General features: G+C 46.5%; 19 protein-coding genes. 4 read left to right on the top strand and 15 right to left on the bottom strand.

Annotation, left to right across the window (positions count from 1 at the left end; all coding sequences use genetic code 11):
• Window positions 1-97 precede the first annotated feature (97 nt).
• The gene (locus tag ACN0QW_RS02220; RefSeq protein ID WP_417428387.1) at window positions 98-1,936 is read left to right on the top strand and encodes an AMP-dependent synthetase/ligase; all 1,839 of its coding nucleotides are present in this window, start codon (window positions 98-100) and stop codon (window positions 1,934-1,936) included.
• 68 nt (window positions 1,937-2,004) lie between these two features.
• Here ACN0QW_RS02220 and ACN0QW_RS02215 read toward each other — a convergent pair whose 3' ends face one another.
• The gene (locus ACN0QW_RS02215) at window positions 2,005-3,621 is read right to left on the bottom strand and encodes a BCCT family transporter (RefSeq protein WP_417428385.1); all 1,617 of its coding nucleotides are present in this window, start codon (window positions 3,619-3,621) and stop codon (window positions 2,005-2,007) included.
• 471 nt (window positions 3,622-4,092) lie between these two features.
• Between ACN0QW_RS02215 and ACN0QW_RS02210 the strand changes: the two genes are divergently transcribed.
• Window positions 4,093-7,578, top strand: coding sequence for an acyl-[ACP]--phospholipid O-acyltransferase (locus ACN0QW_RS02210; protein ID WP_417428383.1), 3,486 nt, complete (start codon window positions 4,093-4,095; stop codon window positions 7,576-7,578).
• A 7-nt stretch (window positions 7,579-7,585) separates the two neighbouring features.
• On the opposite strand, the gene ACN0QW_RS02205 is transcribed toward ACN0QW_RS02210, so the two are convergent.
• From ACN0QW_RS02205 to ACN0QW_RS02190, 4 genes are all read right to left on the bottom strand, one after another.
• Window positions 7,586-8,323: a hypothetical protein gene (locus ACN0QW_RS02205; protein ID WP_299380527.1), complete on the bottom strand. Its 738-nt coding sequence runs from the start codon at window positions 8,321-8,323 to the stop codon at window positions 7,586-7,588.
• 202 nt (window positions 8,324-8,525) lie between these two features.
• The gene (locus ACN0QW_RS02200; protein ID WP_299380525.1) at window positions 8,526-8,873 is read right to left on the bottom strand and encodes a DUF2312 domain-containing protein; all 348 of its coding nucleotides are present in this window, start codon (window positions 8,871-8,873) and stop codon (window positions 8,526-8,528) included.
• A 177-nt stretch (window positions 8,874-9,050) separates the two neighbouring features.
• Entirely contained in the window at window positions 9,051-9,350 is a 300-nt protein-coding gene (locus tag ACN0QW_RS02195) for a DUF1244 domain-containing protein (protein ID WP_417428381.1), read from the bottom strand.
• Between the two features lie 45 nt (window positions 9,351-9,395).
• The gene (locus ACN0QW_RS02190; protein WP_417428379.1) at window positions 9,396-10,184 is read right to left on the bottom strand and encodes an N-formylglutamate amidohydrolase; all 789 of its coding nucleotides are present in this window, start codon (window positions 10,182-10,184) and stop codon (window positions 9,396-9,398) included.
• Between the two features lie 390 nt (window positions 10,185-10,574).
• Here ACN0QW_RS02190 and ACN0QW_RS02185 point away from each other — a divergent pair, with 390 nt between their 5' ends.
• Complete coding sequence (locus ACN0QW_RS02185) at window positions 10,575-11,861, top strand: glycerate kinase type-2 family protein (RefSeq protein ID WP_417428377.1); 1,287 nt, start codon at window positions 10,575-10,577, stop codon at window positions 11,859-11,861.
• A gap of 42 nt (window positions 11,862-11,903) precedes the next feature.
• On the opposite strand, the gene rarD is transcribed toward ACN0QW_RS02185, so the two are convergent.
• Complete coding sequence (rarD, locus tag ACN0QW_RS02180; protein ID WP_417428375.1) at window positions 11,904-12,803, bottom strand: EamA family transporter RarD; 900 nt, start codon at window positions 12,801-12,803, stop codon at window positions 11,904-11,906.
• A gap of 158 nt (window positions 12,804-12,961) precedes the next feature.
• On the bottom strand, window positions 12,962-13,906 hold the full coding sequence (locus ACN0QW_RS02175) for an alpha/beta fold hydrolase (protein ID WP_417428373.1): 945 nt from the start codon (window positions 13,904-13,906) through the stop codon (window positions 12,962-12,964).
• Window positions 13,907-14,042: 136 nt separating this feature from the next.
• Here ACN0QW_RS02175 and ACN0QW_RS02170 point away from each other — a divergent pair, with 136 nt between their 5' ends.
• On the top strand, window positions 14,043-14,762 hold the full coding sequence (locus ACN0QW_RS02170; RefSeq protein ID WP_417428371.1) for a helix-turn-helix transcriptional regulator: 720 nt from the start codon (window positions 14,043-14,045) through the stop codon (window positions 14,760-14,762).
• A 44-nt stretch (window positions 14,763-14,806) separates the two neighbouring features.
• Here the strand turns inward: ACN0QW_RS02170 and glcF are convergent, their stop codons facing one another.
• The 8 genes from glcF to ACN0QW_RS02130 form a co-directional block, all read right to left on the bottom strand.
• Window positions 14,807-16,108 (bottom strand): glycolate oxidase subunit GlcF, encoded by a 1,302-nt coding sequence (gene glcF, locus ACN0QW_RS02165; protein WP_417428369.1) that lies wholly within the window; start codon window positions 16,106-16,108, stop codon window positions 14,807-14,809.
• 9 nt (window positions 16,109-16,117) lie between these two features.
• Entirely contained in the window at window positions 16,118-17,323 is a 1,206-nt protein-coding gene (locus ACN0QW_RS02160; protein WP_417428367.1) for an FAD-binding protein, read from the bottom strand.
• A gap of 78 nt (window positions 17,324-17,401) precedes the next feature.
• Window positions 17,402-18,889, bottom strand: coding sequence for an FAD-linked oxidase C-terminal domain-containing protein (locus ACN0QW_RS02155; protein ID WP_417428365.1), 1,488 nt, complete (start codon window positions 18,887-18,889; stop codon window positions 17,402-17,404).
• A gap of 210 nt (window positions 18,890-19,099) precedes the next feature.
• A complete protein-coding gene (gene ykgO / locus ACN0QW_RS02150; RefSeq protein ID WP_046503444.1) occupies window positions 19,100-19,225 on the bottom strand; it encodes a type B 50S ribosomal protein L36 in 126 nt (41 codons plus the stop codon).
• Window positions 19,226-19,398: 173 nt separating this feature from the next.
• Window positions 19,399-20,337: a class I SAM-dependent methyltransferase gene (locus tag ACN0QW_RS02145; RefSeq protein WP_417428363.1), complete on the bottom strand. Its 939-nt coding sequence runs from the start codon at window positions 20,335-20,337 to the stop codon at window positions 19,399-19,401.
• A gap of 206 nt (window positions 20,338-20,543) precedes the next feature.
• Window positions 20,544-21,173 carry a TadE/TadG family type IV pilus assembly protein gene (locus ACN0QW_RS02140; RefSeq protein WP_417428361.1) on the bottom strand — a complete coding sequence of 210 codons (630 nt, stop codon included), beginning with the start codon at window positions 21,171-21,173 and terminating at the stop codon, window positions 20,544-20,546.
• Window positions 21,173-21,778: a TadE/TadG family type IV pilus assembly protein gene (locus ACN0QW_RS02135; RefSeq protein ID WP_417428359.1), complete on the bottom strand. Its 606-nt coding sequence runs from the start codon at window positions 21,776-21,778 to the stop codon at window positions 21,173-21,175. The genes ACN0QW_RS02140 and ACN0QW_RS02135 overlap by 1 nt, the downstream gene beginning before the upstream one ends.
• The gene (locus tag ACN0QW_RS02130; RefSeq protein ID WP_417428357.1) at window positions 21,775-23,157 is read right to left on the bottom strand and encodes a pilus assembly protein TadG-related protein; all 1,383 of its coding nucleotides are present in this window, start codon (window positions 23,155-23,157) and stop codon (window positions 21,775-21,777) included. Before ACN0QW_RS02130 ends, ACN0QW_RS02135 begins: the two co-directional genes overlap by 4 nt.
• Between the last annotated feature and the right edge of the window lie 217 nt (window positions 23,158-23,374).

The raw sequence follows: 23,374 nt of genomic DNA, 5'->3' as shown, positions 1-23,374 counted from the left end.
TTAGGATCTAGAAATTGAAAACAAGGTGTGAATCGCCAAATATTACAATACATAATGATAAGAAATCACGCGAACAGGTAAAGGCCTAACAAGGAACATGGAACAAACTATTTCTCCGCCGCACTACAAGAACCTTGTCAGTCTTTTTTACGCGCACGCGAAAGAAAAAAAAGAACAACCTTTTCTTTGGTTCAAAGAGAACAAACAATACTGGCCCATTAGTTGGGAGGAAACATCTCGGCGGATAACCGCACTGGCACGTAGCCTGAAAACGATCGGGCTTGAAAAAGGTGACAGAGTTGTCCTTGTTGCCGAAAATAGACCCGAATGGTTTATTGCTGATCTGGCCATCATGGCTGCCGGAGGGATATCTGTTCCAGCCTACACAACAAATACCCACGCCAACCATAAGCACGTCCTTGACCATTCAGATGCCAAGGGGATTATTGTCTCCACGAAAGCTCTTTGTAAAAGGTCTCTTCCCGCGGCAAAGGAAGCCCCCAATTGTCTGTGGGCCATTACAATGGATACGATCGACAAGGATGACATGGACATCTTTGAGATCAGCGAAGGCAAATCAGAACTGCCAATACATGATTGGGAGCATTTAATCGCCGAAGGGGATAACCTTTCGGAGGATATCGAAGCAGAGGCAGATAAGCTCACCAGAAAAGATACTGCCTGTCTCATCTACACATCAGGAACGGGCGGACTTCCCAAGGGAGTCATGTTAAGTCACGGCGCAATACTTTGTAACTGTGAAGGCGCTTGGGACGTTCTCTATCACCTTGGCTTGGGTGATGAGATATTTCTTTCGTTCCTTCCTCTTTCCCATGCTTACGAACATACAGCCGGACAGTTTTTCCCATTACTGCTGGGGGCGCAAATCTACTACGGCGAAGGGGCAGAACATCTGTTGCGCAACCTTGCTGAGGCCCGTCCGACTATTATGACGGCAGTTCCCAGATTATTTGAGTCCATGCACAGTCGCATTACCCGTGGCTTGGAAAAAGAAAAACCGCTCAAACGCAAACTATTCTACAAAGCAGAAGCCCTCGGCCGAAAAAAGTACTATCAGTCGGATAATCTCGGGTTGGTCGAAAACCTTCAAGATCGCCTCTTGGAAAAATTGGTTCGTAACAAACTTCGTCAGCGTTTTGGGGGGCGCCTGAAAGCAATGGTTTCCGGCGGCGCGGCCCTGAATGAGGATGTCGGACTGTTTTTTCATGCGCTTGGCCTGACAATTCTCCAGGGCTATGGACAGACAGAGGCGGCACCAGTTATCGCGGTTAACAGGCACGACAAAATAGATATGTCCACTGTCGGCCCTCAACTCAGGGGTGTTGAAATCAAAATCGCTGATGACGGCGAAATACTGGCTTCGGGCGAGCTTTTGATGTCAGGTTATTGGAATGATCAGAAATACACCGATGAAACCATTATAGGTGGTTGGCTACATACCGGAGATATTGGCGAAATTGATCATCGTGGACGCTTAAAGATCACTGACCGCAAAAAGGATATTATCGTTTTATCCGGGGGTGATAACGTTTCCCCTGCTCGTGTAGAAGGGGAGCTATCTCTCCATCCTTCAATTCATCAAGTCATGGTATACGGGAACAAACGCCCTCACTTAACGGCTATTATCGTGCCGGATGATGAGTTTCTCGACCTATGGGGAGAAGCCAACGGAGTTGCCGCCGTTCTCGCCTCTGTACACAACAATCCTTCGTTAAAAATCTCTATCGCCAAAGCCGTTGATCAAATCAACAAACAGCTCTCCCCGCTTGAGAAAGTGCGTAAATTTGTGATCGCCAAAGAACCTTTCACAATTGACAATGAAATGATGACACCAACGCTAAAAGTGCGACGCCACAAAGTTATTGAGCTATATGAGGAAGAAATAGAGTCCCTTTATCCCAAAGTATCAAAATAGAAATTGCACAAAAACGGCCCCAACATTTAGTGGGGCCGTTTCATTTAGTAACGTTTACGCATAAACGGTTAGTCGTTCAAACTTCCGCTAACACGGTCTCCGCTTGGTGCATAAGCAATTCCTAAATCTTCCTGACGAAGAGACTTTACCAAGCCAATCATCATAAAGATCATGATAATTGAGAATGGCAATGCTGCAGCAATCGCCGCCGCCTGTAAGGCTTTTAGCCCCCCTGCCATTAATAGCGCGGCAGCAACAAAACCTTCCCCAAGCCCCCAAATGACTCGGTGTACAGTAGGTGGATTTTCATCCCCGACTGATAATAAGGTGTTCACCACCAAAGTGCCTGAGTCAGAAGAGGTAATGAAATAGGTCGCAATAAGGAGTGTCGCAACAATCGCAGCGATTGATCCCATGAAACCAGCATTCATTTTTTGCAAGGTTACATATAGAGCTGACGTCAAATCAGACTTAACTGCCTCGACGATACCCCCGTCACCAAAGAGCTCGATATGCAATGCCGTACCACCAAATGCGGTTAACCAGACAGCACCAAGTAATGTTGGCACCAATAGAACACCTAGAATAAATTCACGGATTGTCCGGCCACGTGAAATACGCGCAATAAACATACCTACAAATGGTGCCCATGACATCCACCACCCCCAATAGAAAGCTGTCCACCAGCCTTGCCATTGACTTGCTTCATCATTTGCATTGGTCCAGAGGCTCAAAGGAATTACATTTCCTATATAATCACCCATGTTCTGCAGGAATGATCCGAGAAGATAACGGGTTGGGCCGAAAGCAATAAAAAATGCCAGAATTGCAATGGACAACCACAGATTAACCTCGGAAAGGATTTTAACCCCTTTACCGACGCCAGACACGACAGAGATCGTTGCCAAACCAGAAATAATGGCAATCAACACCATCATTGCTGCCAAGGCGGGTTCGGTTTTCGTAACGCCGTCGGTGATCGTTTCCGTAATCCAGAAACCCCAGCCAGTAATTTCATACAGTCCGGTGGCCATTTGCTGAACACCAAGCCCAAGAGACGTCGCAACACCAAAGACTGTACCATACACAGCCAATAGATCAGCGAGATGCCCAATAGGACCATAGATGCGTTCACCAATAAGTGGATACAGTGAAGAACGAATGGTCAAAGGCAAGTCTTTGCGGTAGGCAAAGTAAGCCAATGACAGGGCAACAATTACGTAAATAGCCCATGGGTGTAATCCCCAGTGAAACAAAGTGATGCGCATGGCGACTTGTGCCGCTTCTGCTGTTTGCGACGCATCTTCTGAAATAAAGGGGTTAGACTGAAAGTGGTAAATTGGTTCAGCAATTGACCAGAAGACTAGACCGATCCCCATGCCAGCACCAAACAGCATTGCGAACCAGGAAAAATAACTGAATTCCGGTCTGTCGCTGTCTTTACCCAAACGAAGATTACCGTATCGACTAAACAGTAACCAAATAACAAAAAACAAGAAAGATGCAACAATTCCCAAGTAGTACCATTTCATGGTGCCAACCAGGAAATTGTTAATTCCTGTAAAAAAATCACCAACGCCTTCGGTGGCGACGAACGCCATAATCACCAAGGCGAAGACAAGAAACTTCGACCATATTGCCATGGTCGGATTCAAACCTTTTAGAAAGCCTGATTTTGCTCTCATATTTAATCCTCCCTGAAAGAACCCGAATTGGGCCGAGGATATAATGGGAAAGCCAAAATCCTTTTCATGGTTATTAACGACCGTTTTATCGGTGATTCAGGAATAAAAATACCATCATACGCGTTTGGAAACAGACCTCATTCGTTGATCCTAAAGCACAGATAAATAGATATAACCCAATAAAAACAATAAGAAGAACAATTTGAAGAATAATAAAACCAATACTCATTTAACTGATTAACAGTTTATTTATAACATTTCTATTAACGACCATTTTTATCTAAATTTGTAAATTTTCATTCTTTGACACAACAATTTCCAACCCCACACTTGACTTTAAATTGAAAAGGCTACAATTATGAGTGATTACTCACTTATGCTTAAATAAGTAAAAACACAAAGTTAGTTTAAATCTTCAAAACAATTCGGCACTATACAGCAAAAGACAATAAAGAGGCGGAGTAGCTAGGGATGTCCCCAGACGATAAAAACAGAGAAGACAAAACTTTGGCAAATCAACCTCAGTCCAAAGAATCTGGTGGTGAAAATCTATTACATCTTTTGCAGAGCAAACGTTTTCTGCCTCTTTTCCTCACTCAGGCATTGGGGGCTTTAAACGATAACCTCTTTAAAAATGCCCTCGTTGTCTTGATTACATACAAGATGCTCCACCTGTCCCCGGAAGAAGCAAAGGCAATGGTCACCCAGGCTGCGGGCATCTTTATTCTTCCCTTCTTTCTCTTCTCTGCTATCGCAGGTCAAATTGCAGACAAGTTTGAAAAATCACGTTTAATTCGCCTTACAAAGTACCTTGAAATAATCATTATGGGGCTTGCCAGTTATGGCTTTTTGACGAACTCCCCCGTCTATCTGATGGTCGTCTTGTTCTTAATGGGAACACAGTCAGCCTTCTTTGGTCCCCTTAAATACAGTATTCTTCCTGATCACATGCGTGATGAAGAGCTTATCGGTGCAAACGGGCTGGTCGAAGCAGGAACATTCTTATCCATTTTGATCGGCACAATCATCGGCGGCATTGTTATTATGACAGAGGATGGCTTGATGACTGTCTCCCTCCTCATCATAGCTCTGTCCATGATCGGCCTTGTCACGAGCTACTTCATTCCCAGAGCCGAAGCCTCTGAACCTTCCCTAAAAATCAACCCAAACTTTCTTGCAGAAACCTATAATCTGGTTAAACACAGCGCGGGCAATCGCCCGGTCTTTCTCTCTATCATGGGAATTTCTTGGTTCTGGTTTTTTGGTGCAACGTTTCTTTCTCTATTCACGCCATTGGCAAAGCAAATTATTGGTGGAAACGAGTTGATCAGCGTTCTCTTTCTCACCATGTTTTCTATCGGTATCGCTCTCGGCTCGCTAATATGCAACAAGCTGCTCAAAGGTGAAATCACAGCACGTTACGTTCCCTTTGGCGCTCTGGGGCTATCGCTTTTCAGCTTTGACCTGTATCTCGCATCTAACACCATAACACCCGCGTCATCCTCGTTGATTGGCCTCGCAGAATACTTCCAACGCCCCGAATTAATCCGAGTTCTGATTGATCTGCTGCTTATCTCTATTAGCGGTGGCCTCTATATCGTGCCGCTCTATGCCATCCTTCAACATGAAAGTAGCGAAAGTCACCGGGCAAGGAATATTGCCAGCAACAATATCGTCAATGCCCTGTTTATGGTTGTCTCAGCCATTGGGGCAACGGGCCTGTTCATGCTTGGCTTTACTATTCCTGAAATATTCCTGATCGTTGGGATACTCAACCTTTTCGTCGCTCTCTATGTCTGCAAACTCCTGCCCGAAGTTCCGACAAAACTTTTCTTCAGACTCATACTAAAAATCTGTTTCCGCGTGGAAGTCAGAGGCGAAGAAAATCTCAAGGATCTTGGCCCCAAGGCCGTTATCGTCATCAACCATGTTTCTTTTCTCGATGGTATTCTTCTTGCCGCTTTCTTACCCGGCCGTCCCACCTTTGCGATAGATACCTATGTCGCTCAGCGTTGGTGGGTAAAACCTTTCCTATCCGTCGTTGATTCCTATCCGATCGACCCGACCAATCCCATGGCAACCAAGACCATGATTAATGTGGTCAAATCTGGCAAGCGCTGTGTGATCTTCCCCGAAGGACGTATTACTGTCACCGGGGGCATGATGAAGATATTCGAAGGTCCTGGCATGATTGCGGATCACGCAGATGCCCCTTTGTTGCCCGTTAATATCGAAGGTGCGCAATACACCCCCTTCTCACGTCTCAAAGGTAAAATACGCCAACGCTGGTTCCCCAAAGTTATTATCACCATCCATCCACCCAAAAAACTTCGCCTCAGTGAAGATATTCGCGGCAGAGAACGTCGTTCAGCCATCAGCGTGGGGCTCCACGATTTGATGAGCGAAACCGCGTTTACCTCGTGCCCACCAGAAGGCGGCCTGTTCAAGAGCCTGTTGGATGCCCGTGATATTCACGGTGGTGACGCCGCTGTTGTCGAAGACATTCAACGTTCGCCGCTTTCTTACGACAAACTCATCACATCCAGTTTTGTTCTCGGCGACAAGTTTGCCAACCTTACAAAACCGCAGGAGATTGTTGGTCTGTTGCTGCCCAACTCCTCGGCAGCCGCAGTATCATTCTTTGCGATACAGGCTATCGGACGCGTCGGGGCCATGCTCAACTTTACCATGGGCGAAAAGAACCTGTTGTCCTGTTGTAAAACAGCAGAGATCAAAACCATCATCACATCCCGTAAGTTCATTGAACTCGGACGGCTTGATGATCTGGCTGATGCGCTGGGTCGTGAACACAAGATTGTTTATCTCGAAGATCTCAAAGAGGAAATCTCTCTCGGCAACAAGCTTTGCGGTTGGGTAAAAAGCCACTTCGCCAGATCATTCCACAATAAATCTGTACCAGAGAGTAACGATGCAGCTGTCCTTCTGTTCACATCAGGATCAGAAGGTGTGCCAAAGGGCGTCATGCTCAGTCACAACAACCTTCTCTCTAACAGAAACCAGCTTGCCGCCGTGGTCGATTTCAACTCGACGGACACCGTTTTCAATGCCCTACCCATTTTCCACTCATTTGGCTTAACAGGCGGTCTTCTGCTGCCGATCCTCTCGGGCATTAAAACCTTCCTCTATCCCTCGCCGCTCCACTATCGTATCGTTCCAGCCCTTGTCTACGACACCAACGCGACCATTGTCTTTGGCACAGATACCTTCCTGACAGGTTATGCCCGCGTTGCCCACCCTTACGACTTCTACTCAGTACGGCATATCTTTGCCGGGGCGGAAAAGGTTAAGGACAGCACCAGAAAAACCTGGTCAGAGAAGTTCGGCCTGAGAATTTTGGAAGGCTACGGCGCGACAGAGACCTCTCCGGTCCTGTCTACCAACACGCCACTGCAATACAAAGCGGGCACCGTCGGGCGCTTCTTGCCCGGCATTGAAAGCAGGCTGGAACCTGTTCCCGGTATCCCCACGGGCGGACGCCTCTTTGTCAAAGGCCCCAACGTCATGAAGGGATATCTGCGCGCCGAAGCCCCCGGACAGCTTCAACCACCCGAAGACGGCTGGTACGACACCGGGGACATTGTCGTCATGGACATTGATGGCTTTATCACCATTCAGGGCCGCGCCAAACGCTTTGCCAAAATCGCAGGCGAAATGGTCTCGTTGACGGCAGCAGAAGATCTCGCGGGTAAAATCTGGCCCGGCTTTATGCACGCCGTCATCGCACGCCCGGATATCAAAAAAGGTGAACAACTGATCCTCGCCACAGAATGCCCGGACGCTACCCGCGCCATTCTGTTAAAAGAAGCACAAGAACAAGGTATCAGCGAACTGATGATCCCCCGCGAAATCGAAATTATGGATAAAATCCCCGTCCTAGGCACAGGTAAAACAGATTATCAGACATTGCAGAAGACACTTGTGCCTGAGGAGGTTTGAGTAAAAATCATTCTATACAAACAACTTGTTCTTCTTGAATACCAGGCACCATCGCATTGAGGCCATACCAATATTGAATCAAAGGCGTATGAGACGAATTGATTAGTGGGGAAAATTCTTCTGCCTCAACATCGGTAAGGTTGATAGTGACATCATCGCTATTATAAGGGAACAAGGATGCAGTAACGGCAAGTTCTATAGTTTTTTTATTTTCTTCAAAAATTTCTATAGATTTTGTACTAATAGAAGTTTCAAATATTCCAACATTATAAACCATCTGCTTACTTGTCGGGGTTTTATCCTGAAGGAAAAAATTCCAATGACCTATTTCAGCATTTTCCTTATAGTATTCGTATAAATCTAATTTTTTAGGATACCTGTTTTTAAACAACTTCTCGCCAGTAACCAGCGCATAGCGATATATGTCTTCCCAAAAAACAAGAGCAATACTTACTTTTTTCGATGTATAAACAATTTTAACATTGGTTAACTGTTCAAATTTTGCGAACAGTTCTTTTGCATAAGCTACTTCTGCATCTTCGCCATCAAGAAAAACCTTAAGTTCATGGCTATTCCAACGCGAAAAATAAGCATCATCATTTGGGAAGACGAGTTTCTTAAACTCGCGACAATACTCTTCTCTTGATATGTCGTTTGTAAAGCCAGAATCTGCATGAGCTCTTAGTGGGACAGCCAAACAGCTAAAAACAATCATAAATAAATAACTATAACCGATATTTTTCACAGAATTTCACCACTAAAATCATACAAAAAACTCACGCATAACATGTAATCTCAAGTGTATGGCACAACAACATTTAGGAGACAATTAGCATTTCTACTCTGAACAGGTATAACAATCGGTAGAACCTAAAAGCTCCCCTATTCAAATCTCACAAAAAAACCCGCCGATTGGCGGGCTTTTTCTTCAACGATGTGCGGTGAGATTACACCATACCAAGAGCATGCTTATAAACATCAATAAGCTCTTCTTGCTCCATGCGCTCTTGCTGTTCCAGTTTGCGGAGAGAGACGATCTTGCGCATAATTTTGGTGTCGAAACCAAGCGCTTTAGATTCGGCATAGACTTCTTTGATGTCGTCAGCGATGCCTTTTTTCTCTTCTTCCAGACGCTCAACGCGCTCGATAAATCCGCGAAGACGGTCCGCCGTTACACCAGCGATTTCACCTGGCACGGGCGCTGCGCTAGAGGAACTTGTTGTTTCTGTTGCCATATCATCTGACTGGCTTTCGTCAGAAGTATTTTCTTCGTAGCTTGATTCGAAATCGCTCATGCCCGGGGCCCTTTTATAAAATCACGTGTAATGAGTTGTCTCATAAATTGTCTGTGCGGAAATTAGCGCCCTGCTTCTACTTTGGCAATGCCCCGCAGTAGCCAAGGAGACTTTTTTAACAAGATGTCTCTCGCTTACCACAGTCTGCTTAATGGTTGCCTTAACTGACTTGCAAGATTAATCGTGCGCGGGTTTGCTTTTCTCAAAGGCCGCTTTTTGTTCAGCCGTTGCTTCCAACTGGTGCTTCGATTTCCATTCGTCATAAGGCATACCATAGACAATTTCGCGCGCCTGCCCGTAGTCCATGGCCTCGCCTTTTTCTTCGGCGGCGGCCATATACCATTTAGACAAACAGTTTCGACAAAATCCGGCGAGGTTCATCATATCAATATTCTGAACGTCTGTTCGATCTTGCAAGTGCGAAACAAGGCGTCTGAACGCCGCTGCTTCCAGCTCCAGCTTGGTTTGCTCGTTCATGATTTTTCTTCTCCCAAAACAAGGTATTTCTTTTTGTGCTTATTTTTATAGATAGCACTTTATTTCTTTAAGCGACGGGCAATGCAAAACCTCTTCAAAGGCATTGATCATATGGGTCGTCCATTGATCTATGCCCGCCTGATCTGAAATTAGATCCTGACGAATTTCAATCAGGACATTGGGTAGTCCCCGTCGATCCGCGTGCATCTCCATTGTATAGCCATGACCATCCCGTCCAGTGTAGGGCACGTTGTCCCCACAGTTAAAGCCTTGTTGCGTAAAAGTTTCAATCAAAGGCACCGGAATGCGAGGATCTTGGTTCCACAACACGCAGACAGGCCACGGACGGGCAACACCCGCCATTTCATGGGTCATACTGTGCATGGACACGATGATTGGCACCTGCCCTTGTTCAATCATGTTATCCAGCGTCGTCTGAATTTGATTGTGATAGGGCCAATAAAAAGCGTTTAAGCGGGCTTCTCGCTCTGCCTCTGGCATATCCTGATTTGCAGGAACATGACATCCGTCGCTAACCAAAGGCATCAGGGCATCGTTATCCAGCTTGCGGTTCGGATCGACCAGAAGGCGAGAAAAGTTACTAAAGATTGCCCGAGATTTGAAATGATTAGCGACCCCCTCGGTCACACCTTTGATACCGATATCATAGGCCACATGCCGGGTCAGATGGTGATCTTCGACGCCAAGGTTCTTGCGGGATTTTGGAATAAAAGATGTCGCGTGATCACAGAGAAAAACAAAAGGGGTTTCAGCATATTCATTAATAACGCTCACCGGACTTGGTTCATCCGAAGCCAGAATTTGGATATCCATTATCTTCCTATTACTTTTACCTTAATTCAGGCCTTATGATGAGGCCCTGATTTTACGCCGATACTCTATGCCCAATACCACTGAACTCAAGGCTTTTATGCCTTCCTCAATATTGTATTAGCTTGGTGTGATTTCCAGAGGAATTTTTGCCATCGCATCACCAGCCCACGAACATCAGAGATTACTTCCCCATCACAGCTGAAAGCTTTTGCGTGCAAAGTTAGGTAAGCTATCTAGCATCAAAGACAAAAACCGACCAGTTTTTTCATCACAACGTCAAAGAAAGGCAGGAATAACAGTTATTCCGAAGGCTTCTCTTGACGAATACCCCTGTTCATTTCCATAAAGGCATCTCTGGTTTATGACACTTGTTAAGCGAAGGCCCTGTAGATGAACGCGATATCCCCTAAAAAGTTCCTACGTGATCTCTTTCAGGCTGGTCTGGATGCGGCAGATCCCCGATTGGCTGTGCCTGATTATTTGCCCAAACCACCCAAAGGAAAAACCGTGGTGATAGGCGCCGGCAAAGCCGCTGCTGCCATGGCCAAAGCTGTCGAAGAAAATTGGGCCGGGCCGATCGAAGGCCTTGTCGTAACTCGCTATGACCACGACATGCCCGAGGGCGAAAAATGCACCCGCATCGAAGTCGTCGAAGCCGCCCATCCTGTACCGGATGCAGCTGGTCGTGAAGCAGCAAAGCGGATCTATAAAATGGTGCAGGGCCTCAGTGAAGATGACCTTGTTCTCTGCCTTATATCCGGCGGAGGCTCATCTTTGTTGGCTCTGCCCGCTGACGGCCTGCCCCTTGAAGCCAAGCAGACAATCAACAAAGCCTTGCTGAAATCCGGCGCAAACATCATCGAAATGAACACGGTGCGTAAACACCTGTCTGCCATTAAAGGCGGTCAACTTGCCGCCGCTGCGGCCCCGGCACAGATGGTTAGTCTTTTGATCTCTGACGTGCCCGGTGATGATCCCGATGTCATCGCATCCGGCCCAACAGTTCCAGATCCTAGCACCTTTGCAGATACCCGCGCTATTCTGGCCAAATACGACATTACACCACCTGCATCGGTTGCCACACATTTGGAAAAGGCGACTAACGAAACGCCCAAGCCAAACGACCCGATTTTTGCCAACTGTTCAATGCACATGATTTCCCGTCCTCAGGATTCCCTTAATGCGGCAAAAATTGTTGCTGAAAAGCATGGTTTTACCCCTGTGATCCTTGGCGATTCAATCGAAGGGGAAGCACGGGAAGTTGCCAAGGTTATGGCCGCGATTTCCAGACAGGTCGCAAACCACGATCAACCCGCACAGGCACCTTGTGTTCTGCTATCTGGTGGTGAGACAACCGTGACAGTCAAAGGCAACGGTCGCGGGGGCCGGAATGCAGAATTCCTGCTCGCACTAGCGGTAGAATTAAACGGCATGGCAGATATTTATGCCCTTGCCTGTGACACAGACGGGATCGACGGCAGTGAAGACAATGCTGGCGCTATCTTGAGCCCTGATACGCTTGAACGTGCTGAAAAAATTGGTATCAGCGCGAAAGAACATCTTGCCAATAATGACGGGTATAGCTTTTTTCAAGCCCTTGATGATCTTATCATCACCGGACCGACACGGACAAACGTCAACGATTTCCGTGCAATTGTCATTATGCCAAAAGGCTAAGACCACCGAACAGCGCTATACACACGAAACGAAGCAGGTTGCCTAAAGTGCAACCTGCTTTTTTGTCCGTTTCATATCCATAAATGACTGTGCACTAAACAAGAAGACGGCAAACCAGATCAATCCGAAAGATATGGCATGCACTTCTGTAAAGGCTTCGCCAAAAAGTAATACTGCCAAGAGTAGATTAACCGTGGGTCCAACATATTGAATCATCCCAATTGTTGAATAGTTCAAACGTCTGGCTGCTGCGGCAAAGCACACAAGAGGTACAGTTGTTACAACACCCGCCAACATCAACAACAAGCTGATATCGACACCACCAGCAATATAGACCATCTCATTTTGCCCTCCAATCCAGATCAGGTAGCCCAACGCAATCGGTGTAACCATTATCGTTTCCGCAAAAAGCCCGACTTGGGCCCCGACAGGCAAACGCTTTCTAATCAACCCGTAAAACCCGAATGACATTGCTAATATTAAAGAAATCCAGGGAAATTCGCCCCCTATATAAGTCAAATAGCCTACGGCGACAGCCGCTAACCCCACTGCGATTCCCTGTAATAACTTTAGCCGCTCCCCAAGTATGACAACACCAAGAAGGACGTTAACCAAAGGATTGATATAATACCCAAGACTTGCTTCGACCAAGTGTCCATTTGAAATCGACCAGATGAAGACCAGCCAATTCACCGCAATAAGTACCGCTGTCAATAGCAGCCAGACCCAAATCTTTGGCGAACTGAAAACTGCTTTAATCTCAGGCCATCTTTTCCGTGCGAACAGCAAGATAGCAAGAAGAACTAAAGACCAAATCACACGATGGCTCAGAACCTCCAGAGGTCCAGCCGCCTCTATCTGTTTGAAATATAGTGGTGTCAGCCCCCACCATAAAAATGCGGCCAGAGCCAGAAGTACGCCCTGAAGAGTGTCACGTGTCATTTTGGAAATCCTAACCAGAGAAACTCAGACTACTCTGGGTAAATTAACTTTGCCAGACCGATTACAGCTCAAGTTCAATTATTTTATAAAATATGCTATAAAATAATTACCAATGTTCTCAGATACTTCTTTATTTTCCTATCGCAACACTCTTCGTATTAGCTCTGATTTTGTTGTGCCAGCCAGTTTAAAATCGTTTGGTTCACTTCTTCCGGTTTCTCTTGCTGGATCCAATGACCACAGTCCAGATTAACCACGTCAACATTAGGCACAAAATCGGATAGATTTTCAGACTTCGCGATGGGGTCCCGGTCACCATAAATCATCAGTGCAGGCTGTTGAATGACGGGATCTACATCTGCCAACTGGTGCCAGTTACGATCAAGGTTCCTGTACCAATTTATGCTGCCTGTGAAACCTGTTCCTTTAAAAGCAGCGACAAAAACGGCAAGATCACTGTCACCCATGATCGGCTCACCCAGAGGCATTTTTGTTTCAGCAAGATTGATCATCATCATACCTGGTTGAGGCGGAGCTGGGAGGACATTTTTGCGGAACATATTACGAAGAAACCGGGATGTGTTTTTATCCAACACTGCGTCCGCAACACCCGGCTGTCGGTTAAAGTGGACAAAATAGAAGTCGTCACCAAAAAACTCTTCCATAAACTCGATCCAAGGCTTTTCTCCGCGCTCTTGGTAAGGCAAGGACAGGTTTATGACTTTGTTTACTCGATCGGGGTGCAACAAAGTCACCCCCCAGACGACCATTGCCCCCCAATCATGACCAACAAAGGTCGCATCTTCGTATCCATAGTGATCAAGGAGGGCTACGAGATCACCGGATAAGTGTTCAATGTCATAGTCTGTTACTTCGCTTGGACTGGATGAATTGCCATAACCTCGTTGGTTAGGAACAATGACATGGTAACCAGCTGCCGCAAGCGCGGGCATCTGATAACGCCAAGAGAAAGCATGCTCTGGCCATCCATGACACAGGACAATCGGGGTTCCTGTATTTTGTTGGCCGGCTTCAAAGACTTCCAGTTCCACGCCATTGACGGAAACAAAGGTGGCGTTTGGAAAATCGGTTGAGATAGACATTGTATTTCCTTTTAGCTTTTGTCTCAGAGATTTAGGGATGTGCATTACAATCGCAAACCTCCTTGTGACTTGAATGATCATTGACTAAAGCCAAATGGTGACAAATACTGGCACTATTTATTGATAAACTTATAAAATGAATATTCGCCCCAGACATGATGCCATTGTGCGTAGCCTTCGCCGCAACGGCACCTCGACAATCGCTGAGTTAGCAGAAGAGGTTGGTGCATCAAGGCGGACAATATTGCGCGATATCAGTGCGCTGCGCGACGAAGGCTTTGTCATTCATTCCGAGCCTGGTCGCGGGGGTGGTTTGCAACTTGATCCACAATCAATTCAGACCACCGCGCGGCTCTCAGTTACTGAGATTTTTGCCCTTCTTATCAGCGTCGCATCCATGCGAGCGGCCGGGAACTTACCCTTTTCAGCCCTCGCTGATGCAGGGCTTGCTAAGATAGAAAAAGCCCTGCCATCGGACAAGGCACGCGACTTGCGCCGTTTCCTGGATTGTTTGTACGTCGGACAGCTTTCACCCCAAGTCGACATATCAAATATGAAAACTATAGAACCTGGGCTGTTGCCCGCATTCGAGACCGCATTTCTTCAACGGCTGCAACTAAGTTTCCGATACCGCGATGCAAAAGGGGCCATAACAACCCGAATTGTTGAACCTCAAGCTATGCTGATCTTACCACCACTGTGGTATTTGGTAGCCTGGGATCCCGCGCGCGAAGATTTCCGCCATTTTCGTATGGACCGCATCAGCAAACCGGAATATCTGGAAGGCACAAGCTTTCGAAGACGACATGTCCCCTTCGAGGACCACGTCTTCCCGGTTCGCGATTTATCTAGATAACCCTTGATAAATTACAACCCAGCCCTTTGTCACCTTAAGCGTTATCAATCCAGAACTTCCGGTTTAGGACCGCCAGTAGCCCAATCAAGGAGTTCGACGTTATGAACAACGGGAATATCTGTTCCCGAAGAAATCTGGCACTGACACCCTATATTGCCCGTCGCAATGATATCTGGTGCAAGCGTTTCGATGTTTTTGACTTTTCGATCACGGAGCTTCTCAGCCAGTTCTGGCTGCATTATATTATAAGTCCCAGCCGACCCACAGCACAGATGCCCCTCGGGTACATCGCGCACGACAAAACCCGCCCCGGTTAAAAGTTCTTTTGGTTGCTTGGTGATCTTTTGACCATGCTGAATTGAACAAGGTGCGTGGTAGGCAACTATCTTTGCCGGTTGATCGTCCTCCTTATCCGCCAGCGCCAAAGGTTCAAGTTCAGCAAGATATTCAGTGATATCCTTTGCAAGATCAGAGATCTTCGCTGCACGCTCTGCCCAATTGGGATCATTCCGAAGCATAAAGCCGTAATCTTTTATGGTTGTTCCGCACCCAGACGCATTCGTAATAATAGCATCCAGCCCTTCACTTTCAATTTCGGCCATCCAACCTTGAATAGCAGCTTTCATCTGCTGTTCCGCCATTTCCTCTTTGCCCATATGATGAACAAGTGAGCCGCAACAACCTACGCCTTTGGCGACGACAATTTCGATACCGTGCCTTGTTAAAAGCCTGACCGTTGCCTCATTGATCGAAGGGGCAAGAACGGTCTGCGCACAACCAGATAGCAATGCTACGCGACCTTTCTTCGCCGCAATCGCTTTGAAAGTCTGAGGTTGGTCGACAACACTTGCCGCGGGCAAGTCTTTGGGCGCAAGGTCAATCAATGCTTTTATTCGCCCCGAAACAAAGTTCTTCACAAGCGGTTTTGTCAAAGAGGCAATGTTCAACGCCCCGCGAAACCAAAAGGGTCGAGGGATAAGATGGCTGAGAAGATTCCGGAGGAGCTTTTCAAACAAAGGGCGTTTATAGGTATGCTCGACGTGGTTTCGGGCATGATCCACCAGATGCATATAGTTCACCCCTGACGGGCAAGTCGTCATACAGGATAGACAAGATAAGCAACGATCCAGATGTTTTGTCACCTCTGCTGTTGCTGCTTCACCTTTTTCCAACATACCCTTAATCAAATAGATCCGCCCACGAGGACTATCTAACTCGTCCCCAAGCAGAACATAAGTGGGACAGGTTGCTGTGCAAAATCCACAGTGCACACACTTACGCAGAATGCTTTCGGCTTCTTCAATATTAGGGTCTGCCAACTGTGCGAGAGAAAAATTGGTTTGCATTTGTCTCTCCTACAGATCTGCGTATAAACGGCCGGGGTTTAGAATAGCTTTGGGATCAAAGTTATCCTTTATGCGCTTCATTAGGGCATGCTCTCCTGGGGCAAGAGGATCCTGAGGGCATCCAGCGTCGTCCGTTCCCTCAACCGATCTTACCAGAGTGGCATGTCCGCCCATGCTCTTTAATCTATCCCTAAGCACAGAAGCATTATGATCTCCGGTCAGGGACAACCAAATAAGCCCACCAGCCCAGTCATAGTAGTACTCGGCCTGATCGCTTAGTTTTAAACTGTCGACAAAGATACTGCCTTGTGCAGGCGGCAAGGATACTCGCCAAACGGATCTCTCCGGTGAAATTGTAAAAACTTCTGCATCACGTAGCTTTTGCCACAAAGACTTGCTTTCCCGCTCAGCAATTAAACTTCCCGTGTCAAAATCTGCCAAAAGCGATGACAATTTGTCCGCCCTATAGGTGACTGATGGTCCATGCCCTTCTAGCCTCAACACCGTTATCGCTCGGGGTTTTGCCTCAAAAGAAATTTTCGAGGAAATAGACTGCGGAATATGTGCTGCCGAAGAGACCTCGCACGAAGAGTTCAAGGCAGCCGACATCGCCCAGTTTGCCTGCTCGTCAGTAAGGCCGTAAAGGACATAGCTTTTTTCTTCTGGTGGGGCTGGCAATACCTTAATTGTAATATCACTCATCACAGCAAGGGTCCCATAAGATCCCGCCATGAGCTTCATAAGGTCATAGCCTGTCACATTCTTGACCACCCGACCACCCGACTTAAATGTTTCCCCCCGACCAGAAACTCCGGAAAAACCCAGAAAATGATCTCTCGCAGCACCGGCCTTTAGCCGACGCGAGCCAGATAGATTACAAGAAACCATTCCACCGAGCGTTCCGGGATCGGGTTCTCCCTTCAAAAGAGAGCCATAATCCATTGGTTCAAAAGCCATGTACTGTTTATTCTTGATCAACTCTTCTTGAATCTCGACCAACGGTGTCCCTGCCCGTGCCGATAACACGAGTTCTTCTGGTTCATACAGTGTAATACCGGTTAAGGCAGACAAATCCAGTTGATGGCTGGTTTCCACAGAACGCCCAAGCCTCTGTTTACTCCCAGAGCCGATGATTTCCACACTCTCTTCTTCGGATAAAACCCATTTAATGGCTTCTTCTAATTGGTCTGCATTTTCAGGCTTGATATGACTCATAAAAACTCTCGTGACGTTTTTTATTATTCGTTTCTGATCGTCTGATTTTATTTCTAGCAGGATGACTCCAGAACAACTCTAGAAGCGTGGGATATCAGGAAAGGGTAGCTTTCCTTTATGAATGTGCATGCGTCCCAGTTCAGCACAACGGTGCAGTTCAGGAAAAACCTTCCCCGGGTTCAAAAGCGCCTTACTGTCGAAAGCACACTTCACTCGCAGCTGTTGTTTCAAGTCGATCTCATTAAACATTTCCGGCATAAGGTCCCGTTTTTCTACACCTACGCCGTGTTCACCTGTCAGTACACCGCCCACTTCAACACAGAGTTTTAAAATATCAGACCCGAAATCTTCGGCTTTTTCCAACTCTCCAGGATTATTCGCATCGTACATAATTAAGGGGTGAAGATTGCCATCTCCTGCATGGAAGACGTTCGCCACGCGTAGATCGTAGTGCTCACTCATTTCTCGCATGCGCTTTAAGACAAGGGGAAGCTTATTACGGGGGATTGTTCCATCCATACAGTAATAATCCGGTGTCAGACGCCCCACCGCTGGGAAAGCGGCTTTACGACCCGCCCAGAAGAGTTGTCGCTCTTCTTCATTCTGGCTAATACGACTGGTGATCGCCCCGCATTTTTCAGCAATCGCGGATACCTGATCAATCAAATAATCCACTTCAGCCTGCGGGCCATCCAGCTCAACAATAAGCAGCGCTTCAACGTCCAGTGGATATCCTGCATTGACGAATGCTTCCGCGGCTTTAATAGCTGGTTTATCCATCATCTCCATGCCGCCAGGAATAATACCATCAGATATGATGGCTGCAACGCAATCCCCCGCACTTTCCGAGCTGGAAAATCCAAGCAAGAGCGCTCTTGCTGTTTCAGGTTGGGGCAGAATACGAACCGTTACTTCCGTCACAACCCCGAGAAGCCCCTCCGAACCTGTCATTAACCCAAGGAGATCATAGCCGGGACTATCCAGATGTTTCCCTCCAAACCTTAAAACAGTTCCGTCAATCAAAACCATTTCAATGCCCAAAAGATTGTTGGTGGTAAGTCCGTATTTCAAGCAATGGACGCCGCCAGCATTTTCAGCAACGTTGCCGCCAATAGAACAGGCAATCTGGCTGGAAGGATCCGGGGCATAATAGAACCCGTTGCCCTCTACAGCTTTTGTAATGCCTAGGTTCGTGACCCCCGGCTGAACCACTGCACAACGGTTATCATAATCAACGTCAACAATTTTATTAAATTTGCCCATACACAATAAAATTGCGTCAGCCAAAGGCAAAGCCCCCCCAGACAGAGAGGTCCCTGATCCGCGTGGTACAACTTTAATGCCCTCGGCATGACAATACGCCAGCACCTGACTTACCTGATCAACGGTTTGCGGCAGAACAGCCATTAAAGGAGGTTGGCGATAGGCCGTAAGCCCGTCTGATTCGTATGCCTGTAATTCCCGATCACTTAAAATCACGCCTTCGCCGGGAACTATTTCCCTTAAGGCTTCCGCAATTTCATCTCTTTTCGCCACGATCGACTGATCAGGATCAGGCATCTTCATCAGGTTTCTCCAGATTTATTATTAGGCCCATAGCCTCGCTTAACTTTGCGTCAAGAACAAGTCTGGAGATAAAGAGTTTACGTCACAATATTTGCGACAGATCGGAATATTTGAAATTTAGCGATCAAAAAAAGAAAAAACCGCTCTCTCTTTCGAGAGGCGGTTTTTTTTCTTAACTTCACTCTGACCAAATAGTCAGAATGAACAAGATTAGCCCTGACGCGCTTTAAAGCGAGGGTTCTTCTTGTTGATGACATAAACCCGGCCGCGACGACGAACAACACGGCAGTTCTTATCGCGCAGCTTGGCAGTCTTCAGAGAGTTTACAACTTTCATGGTCCTACCTTTGGCAAAAAATGTGCCCGCTGATCGGGCTGTCGAGAAGCCCGGACAATATGTAAGGACTTCATAGATGTCAACCGCCTGATCAAGCAGTGTGAAAACTGAGCGCTTCTATACGCAACTTTTCAGATAAACAAAAGAGAAAAGAGACTCTTTTTTTGGATTCTTTACCAATCAGACAGCATTTGCGTTTGGGATTGTCTAATTGCGAGAAAACGATAGAGCCTTATGGTACCCGATTCCAACGCATGCGTACGTCGTGCCCACAGCTCCATTTCGCTGACCAAGACTTCTTCCATTTTCCTGTCAGCTCCGTTTTCTTTCATCTGGCTCAAGTAATCAGCCCAACCGCGTTTGACCATTTCAAGATAACGGTCTGTCATATCTTCAAAAATTCGGCTTTGCACATTACCCGCCGTAAAGCCTTGTTCATATTGAAGCTTTGTCCAGACCTGAAGACCGCTTCCTTCACCATCCTTCCAGGACTTCAAGATTTCTTCGTCGGGTTCATCATCTACGATAAAATCAGTAAAAAGAAACTGCCCGCCATCTTTCAGTGCACGACAAGTGTCTTTAAAAAATTGTTCTTTATTTTGAATTGTATAGAGAGATTCTTTCGAAAAGATGCAGTCAAAAGACTTTGGCTTGAACTCAAACTGCTCAGGATCAAAGGCAAGAACGGGTGCTTTTTTTGCCATCCCTGCCATAGTCGAGATTTCCATCCCGGCTTCGACCATTTCGTGTTCGCGTTCCATGCAGGTCACCCAAACACCAAACTTATCGGACATTGTCCGGCCAACACCACCAAGTCCAGCACCAATATCCAAAACGTTTTTGGATGGGTCTAAACCGAAAGGCTTAATAAGTTCTTCAATATATTCTTCATCACCGGGGGTAGCGTTTCCTTCCCCCCATACATCTTGAATAAGCTGAATACGTAAATTTTCCCACTCATGACTATCTGCACGAACGTCATGTTCTTTTATGGCAGGCATGGGTGGCGCTTTTGGCACGATACGTAATTCATACCCAAACCACCAAGCCTTCAACCTATCAAATAATGATATCTGGCCCTTCATGACCTGTGTGTTGGCTGATTTTGCCATCTAAGCAGCGCTCCTCATGCCCAGAAGACTAACGTACTTATACTTTAACCACAAACGCGAACACCCTCATCTCTTATTTAACCACCGTATTCGTGGCCGTCCCCCAAAGATGTTTTTTTGACGTGATTAGCTCACGCATCGTTCTTTATATGAAATTCATTATTACAATAAATATTTATGTAAACATTAATAACAATATTTCTGGATTATGGGCAACCGTCTGTTTGTCCAGGTTCACGTTGAATTGATATCAAAGCCGATATCCGAGGTGTATGAATAGCAGTCCGCGTTATCTGAGTACTGTCTACGATATTATCGAAAATCAACGGTTCATAATCATAGAAAACTTCTGCGATGATAATGTTGTCCAATGGATCAACAATCAGCCCGTTCGGTACAGTTGCTGTTGTCCCGGTAAGTCCCACAGACCCGGAAACAGCCAAGTTCCCTGCCCCACACTGCTTCCAATTCACCTCAGGTGGGTTTGCCCCTGTTCCGCTGACAGAGGAAACGATAATAATTCCGTTTGCCCCCAAATCAAATGGATGGATAATATAGTCTGCGGCAGTAAAAATCACATCCATCTCAGTCGCGGACATATTTCTGGACTGCGTCACCAAGTCACTGATTTCCGCAGTAAGTCTCAGCACTTTATGCTGTATCCAGATATAACGGCTCATTTCAATGGCGCCGGATAAAATCAACAATAAAATGGGGAGGATAAGGGCGAGCTCAACAAGCGCGACCCCCCCGTCACATTTTTTGAAGCGCCGGAAGAATTTGAAGCATCGAAAAAAAACGCAACGACTATTCAGTAACGTTGATCGTAAGGACATCAACACGATGCACCTCCGCCATAGGGCTCGTTTCTGACCGCGACGCTTGCACGTAATTTAACCTTGCCGTTTTCACCAATTAAGTTAGCGACATACCCCGTAATCAATTGGGTTTCATGAACAACAGTGTAGAGAACAACCTCTGACCCGTTTCCTGCGCCGTCGAACCCAGCATCTGAATCCCAAGCCCCATTACAATTCAAATCAGTAAAAATTTCTCCACCATCATAAGCATTATTACCATTGGCATCCACATAAGGTTCCGGATCACCAATCGCGTCAAAATCTTCATAAACTAGGGTTGTGAGCTCGTCCGCTTTCACCTGAACAAAACCAGCGCCATGAATGTTGATAGTTTCAAGTATCTTTTCTTCTTTGGTCACGCCAGGTTCTAAATTACCAGTAACGCCGTATCGTGCAGCTTCTCGTAATCCGCCCTCTAACAGGATTGTTGCAAAATACACCCCTCCCAGATCAAAGACGCCCAAAACAAGCGTCAGGAAAATGGGCAACCCAAGGGCATATTCCAAAGCAACTGCGCCCTTGTCACACCTCCTGAATTTTTTAAAGCGGCATTTCCCAAAAAGAGATCGAATAAGGGTCATTTTGATATTCTGAGTTCAGATAGTTCAGTGCCAATTTTTTCAAAAGCTTTTTCCAGCTCAGCGGCACTATCAGCCTTGAAATAATAGGGTGCGGTGGTAGCACTCGCGACACTTTTCATCAGGTTAGTTTCAACGTGATATTCGACCACATATATATCAACCCCCGTTGCCTTTATCTGTGCAGCAACGGCTGACAATCGATCATCCATCTCGGATACATTAAGATCCCCCTTGTATGCATCGCGGTATGAACTGGTATTCAGACCGTCAGTCATAATCACAATCGCACGACGAAGATTACTTTTTGTGCTTGCTTGGTTATAAGGTTCACCCGGCATCAAGGCGCGCCACGCCCAGACCAGACCTTGAGCAATTGTCGTTGTGCCTGTGGGGCTAGACAGTTCATCAATAGCAGCTATCGCATGACTTTTTGTTCCGGATAGCTTTGAAATACCCCACGCAGGACAGCGGACAGTATACAAATAACCATTACTGGGGTTCACAACCCTGCGGGGCATTGGTTCCCAAGCTTCCCAGGTCACCCCCCCAACATCAGCATCATATAAAAGGTGATCAGCATCATCGTCGTTGCTGTTATCTGTATAGCGGGCATAGGCACAACCACGCCAGTCACTGTCAGGCTCTGAGATAAATGGAACGGGAGAGTTATTGGTATACCAGTACCCACCCGTAAATGTGTTCAAAGCAGAATCGTAGCTCACGCCACGTTCTGCTACATTCACAGCAGCAGACCAAGGCACCAATCCAACCTGAAGGTTCTCACTCTCGGTCTCATTGCCAAATAACTTATTAACAAGGATTTCAGCGGCATCCTTAGCCGAGCTCAACCGGGTACCAGACCCGTCGGAACTTCCCATTGATCCTGTTGTGTCAATGGAAACCACCACATCCAAAGGCGTAATAAGCCGCGTGACCTCTGAACTGGCTGCCACAGACATTGTCTCTTCACCCAGAACACTCATTAATGTTGTATTCAGAACAGCAGATGCTGAGACCGTCACTTTGGTGCCATTGTCACTAATGATAGGTGTTGCCAGCGTAATATCAACATTCATAAAATCACTTGGAAAATTGGCATCAAAGTACTTGGTAAATTCAGCTTGTAGCTTAACAACGTTGTCTGCGTAAGGTGCAGCAGCCAATGCTGACGCATCCAGAGCTTGGCTTAAACGCGCTTTGACCACATAACCGCGCCCGACATCTACCCCCAAACCAACCATGGCAATGAGCGGCACAACAACCACACCAAAATTTACAAATATAGACCCCTTTTCACAGGCATAGCATGCACCAACCACCTGCTTGATATGCAGAGCAAGCTTCACAAGTCTTATTATTGGCGCTGAAAAAGATGTCATTACTAGCTCACCCTAATGATTTGAGCCCCGTGCGATTACCTGCACCTCTTTTGATGCCATCGCTCGTTCCACTAAAATTTAATTAGCTCACCATGCACTTCTACCAAGTTACAATTAAAAAAAGATTAACGCTAACCCATTATAAAGAAACAATAATTTAGATAAAATTTGAGATTTATTTCTATTTAAAAATAAACTCTATAATAACAAGCCTCTA

It is taken from the genome of Kiloniella sp., assembly GCF_048259265.1.
GTDB lineage: Bacteria > Pseudomonadota > Alphaproteobacteria > Kiloniellales > Kiloniellaceae > Kiloniella.
Note: the sequence above shows the minus strand (reverse complement) of the source record. Positions and strands in the feature narration are given on the sequence as shown.

Bases quoted from the DNA above. Each gene is read 5' to 3' on its own strand.
- ACN0QW_RS02220 (WP_417428387.1), top strand. From the start codon at position 98: ATGGAACAAACTATTTCTCCGCCGCACTACAAGAACCTTGTCAGTCTT.
- ACN0QW_RS02215 (WP_417428385.1), bottom strand. From the start codon at position 3,621: ATGAGAGCAAAATCAGGCTTTCTAAAAGGTTTGAATCCGACCATGGCA.
- ACN0QW_RS02210 (WP_417428383.1), top strand. From the start codon at position 4,093: ATGTCCCCAGACGATAAAAACAGAGAAGACAAAACTTTGGCAAATCAA.
- ACN0QW_RS02200 (WP_299380525.1), bottom strand. From the start codon at position 8,873: ATGAGCGATTTCGAATCAAGCTACGAAGAAAATACTTCTGACGAAAGC.
- ACN0QW_RS02195 (WP_417428381.1), bottom strand. From the start codon at position 9,350: ATGAACGAGCAAACCAAGCTGGAGCTGGAAGCAGCGGCGTTCAGACGC.
- ACN0QW_RS02190 (WP_417428379.1), bottom strand. From the start codon at position 10,184: ATGGATATCCAAATTCTGGCTTCGGATGAACCAAGTCCGGTGAGCGTT.
- ACN0QW_RS02185 (WP_417428377.1), top strand. From the start codon at position 10,575: ATGAACGCGATATCCCCTAAAAAGTTCCTACGTGATCTCTTTCAGGCT.
- rarD (WP_417428375.1), bottom strand. From the start codon at position 12,803: ATGACACGTGACACTCTTCAGGGCGTACTTCTGGCTCTGGCCGCATTT.
- ACN0QW_RS02175 (WP_417428373.1), bottom strand. From the start codon at position 13,906: ATGTCTATCTCAACCGATTTTCCAAACGCCACCTTTGTTTCCGTCAAT.
- ACN0QW_RS02170 (WP_417428371.1), top strand. From the start codon at position 14,043: ATGAATATTCGCCCCAGACATGATGCCATTGTGCGTAGCCTTCGCCGC.
- glcF (WP_417428369.1), bottom strand. From the start codon at position 16,108: ATGCAAACCAATTTTTCTCTCGCACAGTTGGCAGACCCTAATATTGAA.
- ACN0QW_RS02160 (WP_417428367.1), bottom strand. From the start codon at position 17,323: ATGAGTCATATCAAGCCTGAAAATGCAGACCAATTAGAAGAAGCCATT.
- ACN0QW_RS02155 (WP_417428365.1), bottom strand. From the start codon at position 18,889: ATGAAGATGCCTGATCCTGATCAGTCGATCGTGGCGAAAAGAGATGAA.
- ykgO (WP_046503444.1), bottom strand. From the start codon at position 19,225: ATGAAAGTTGTAAACTCTCTGAAGACTGCCAAGCTGCGCGATAAGAAC.
- ACN0QW_RS02145 (WP_417428363.1), bottom strand. From the start codon at position 20,337: ATGGCAAAATCAGCCAACACACAGGTCATGAAGGGCCAGATATCATTA.
- ACN0QW_RS02140 (WP_417428361.1), bottom strand. From the start codon at position 21,173: ATGTCCTTACGATCAACGTTACTGAATAGTCGTTGCGTTTTTTTTCGA.
- ACN0QW_RS02135 (WP_417428359.1), bottom strand. From the start codon at position 21,778: ATGACCCTTATTCGATCTCTTTTTGGGAAATGCCGCTTTAAAAAATTC.
- ACN0QW_RS02130 (WP_417428357.1), bottom strand. From the start codon at position 23,157: ATGACATCTTTTTCAGCGCCAATAATAAGACTTGTGAAGCTTGCTCTG.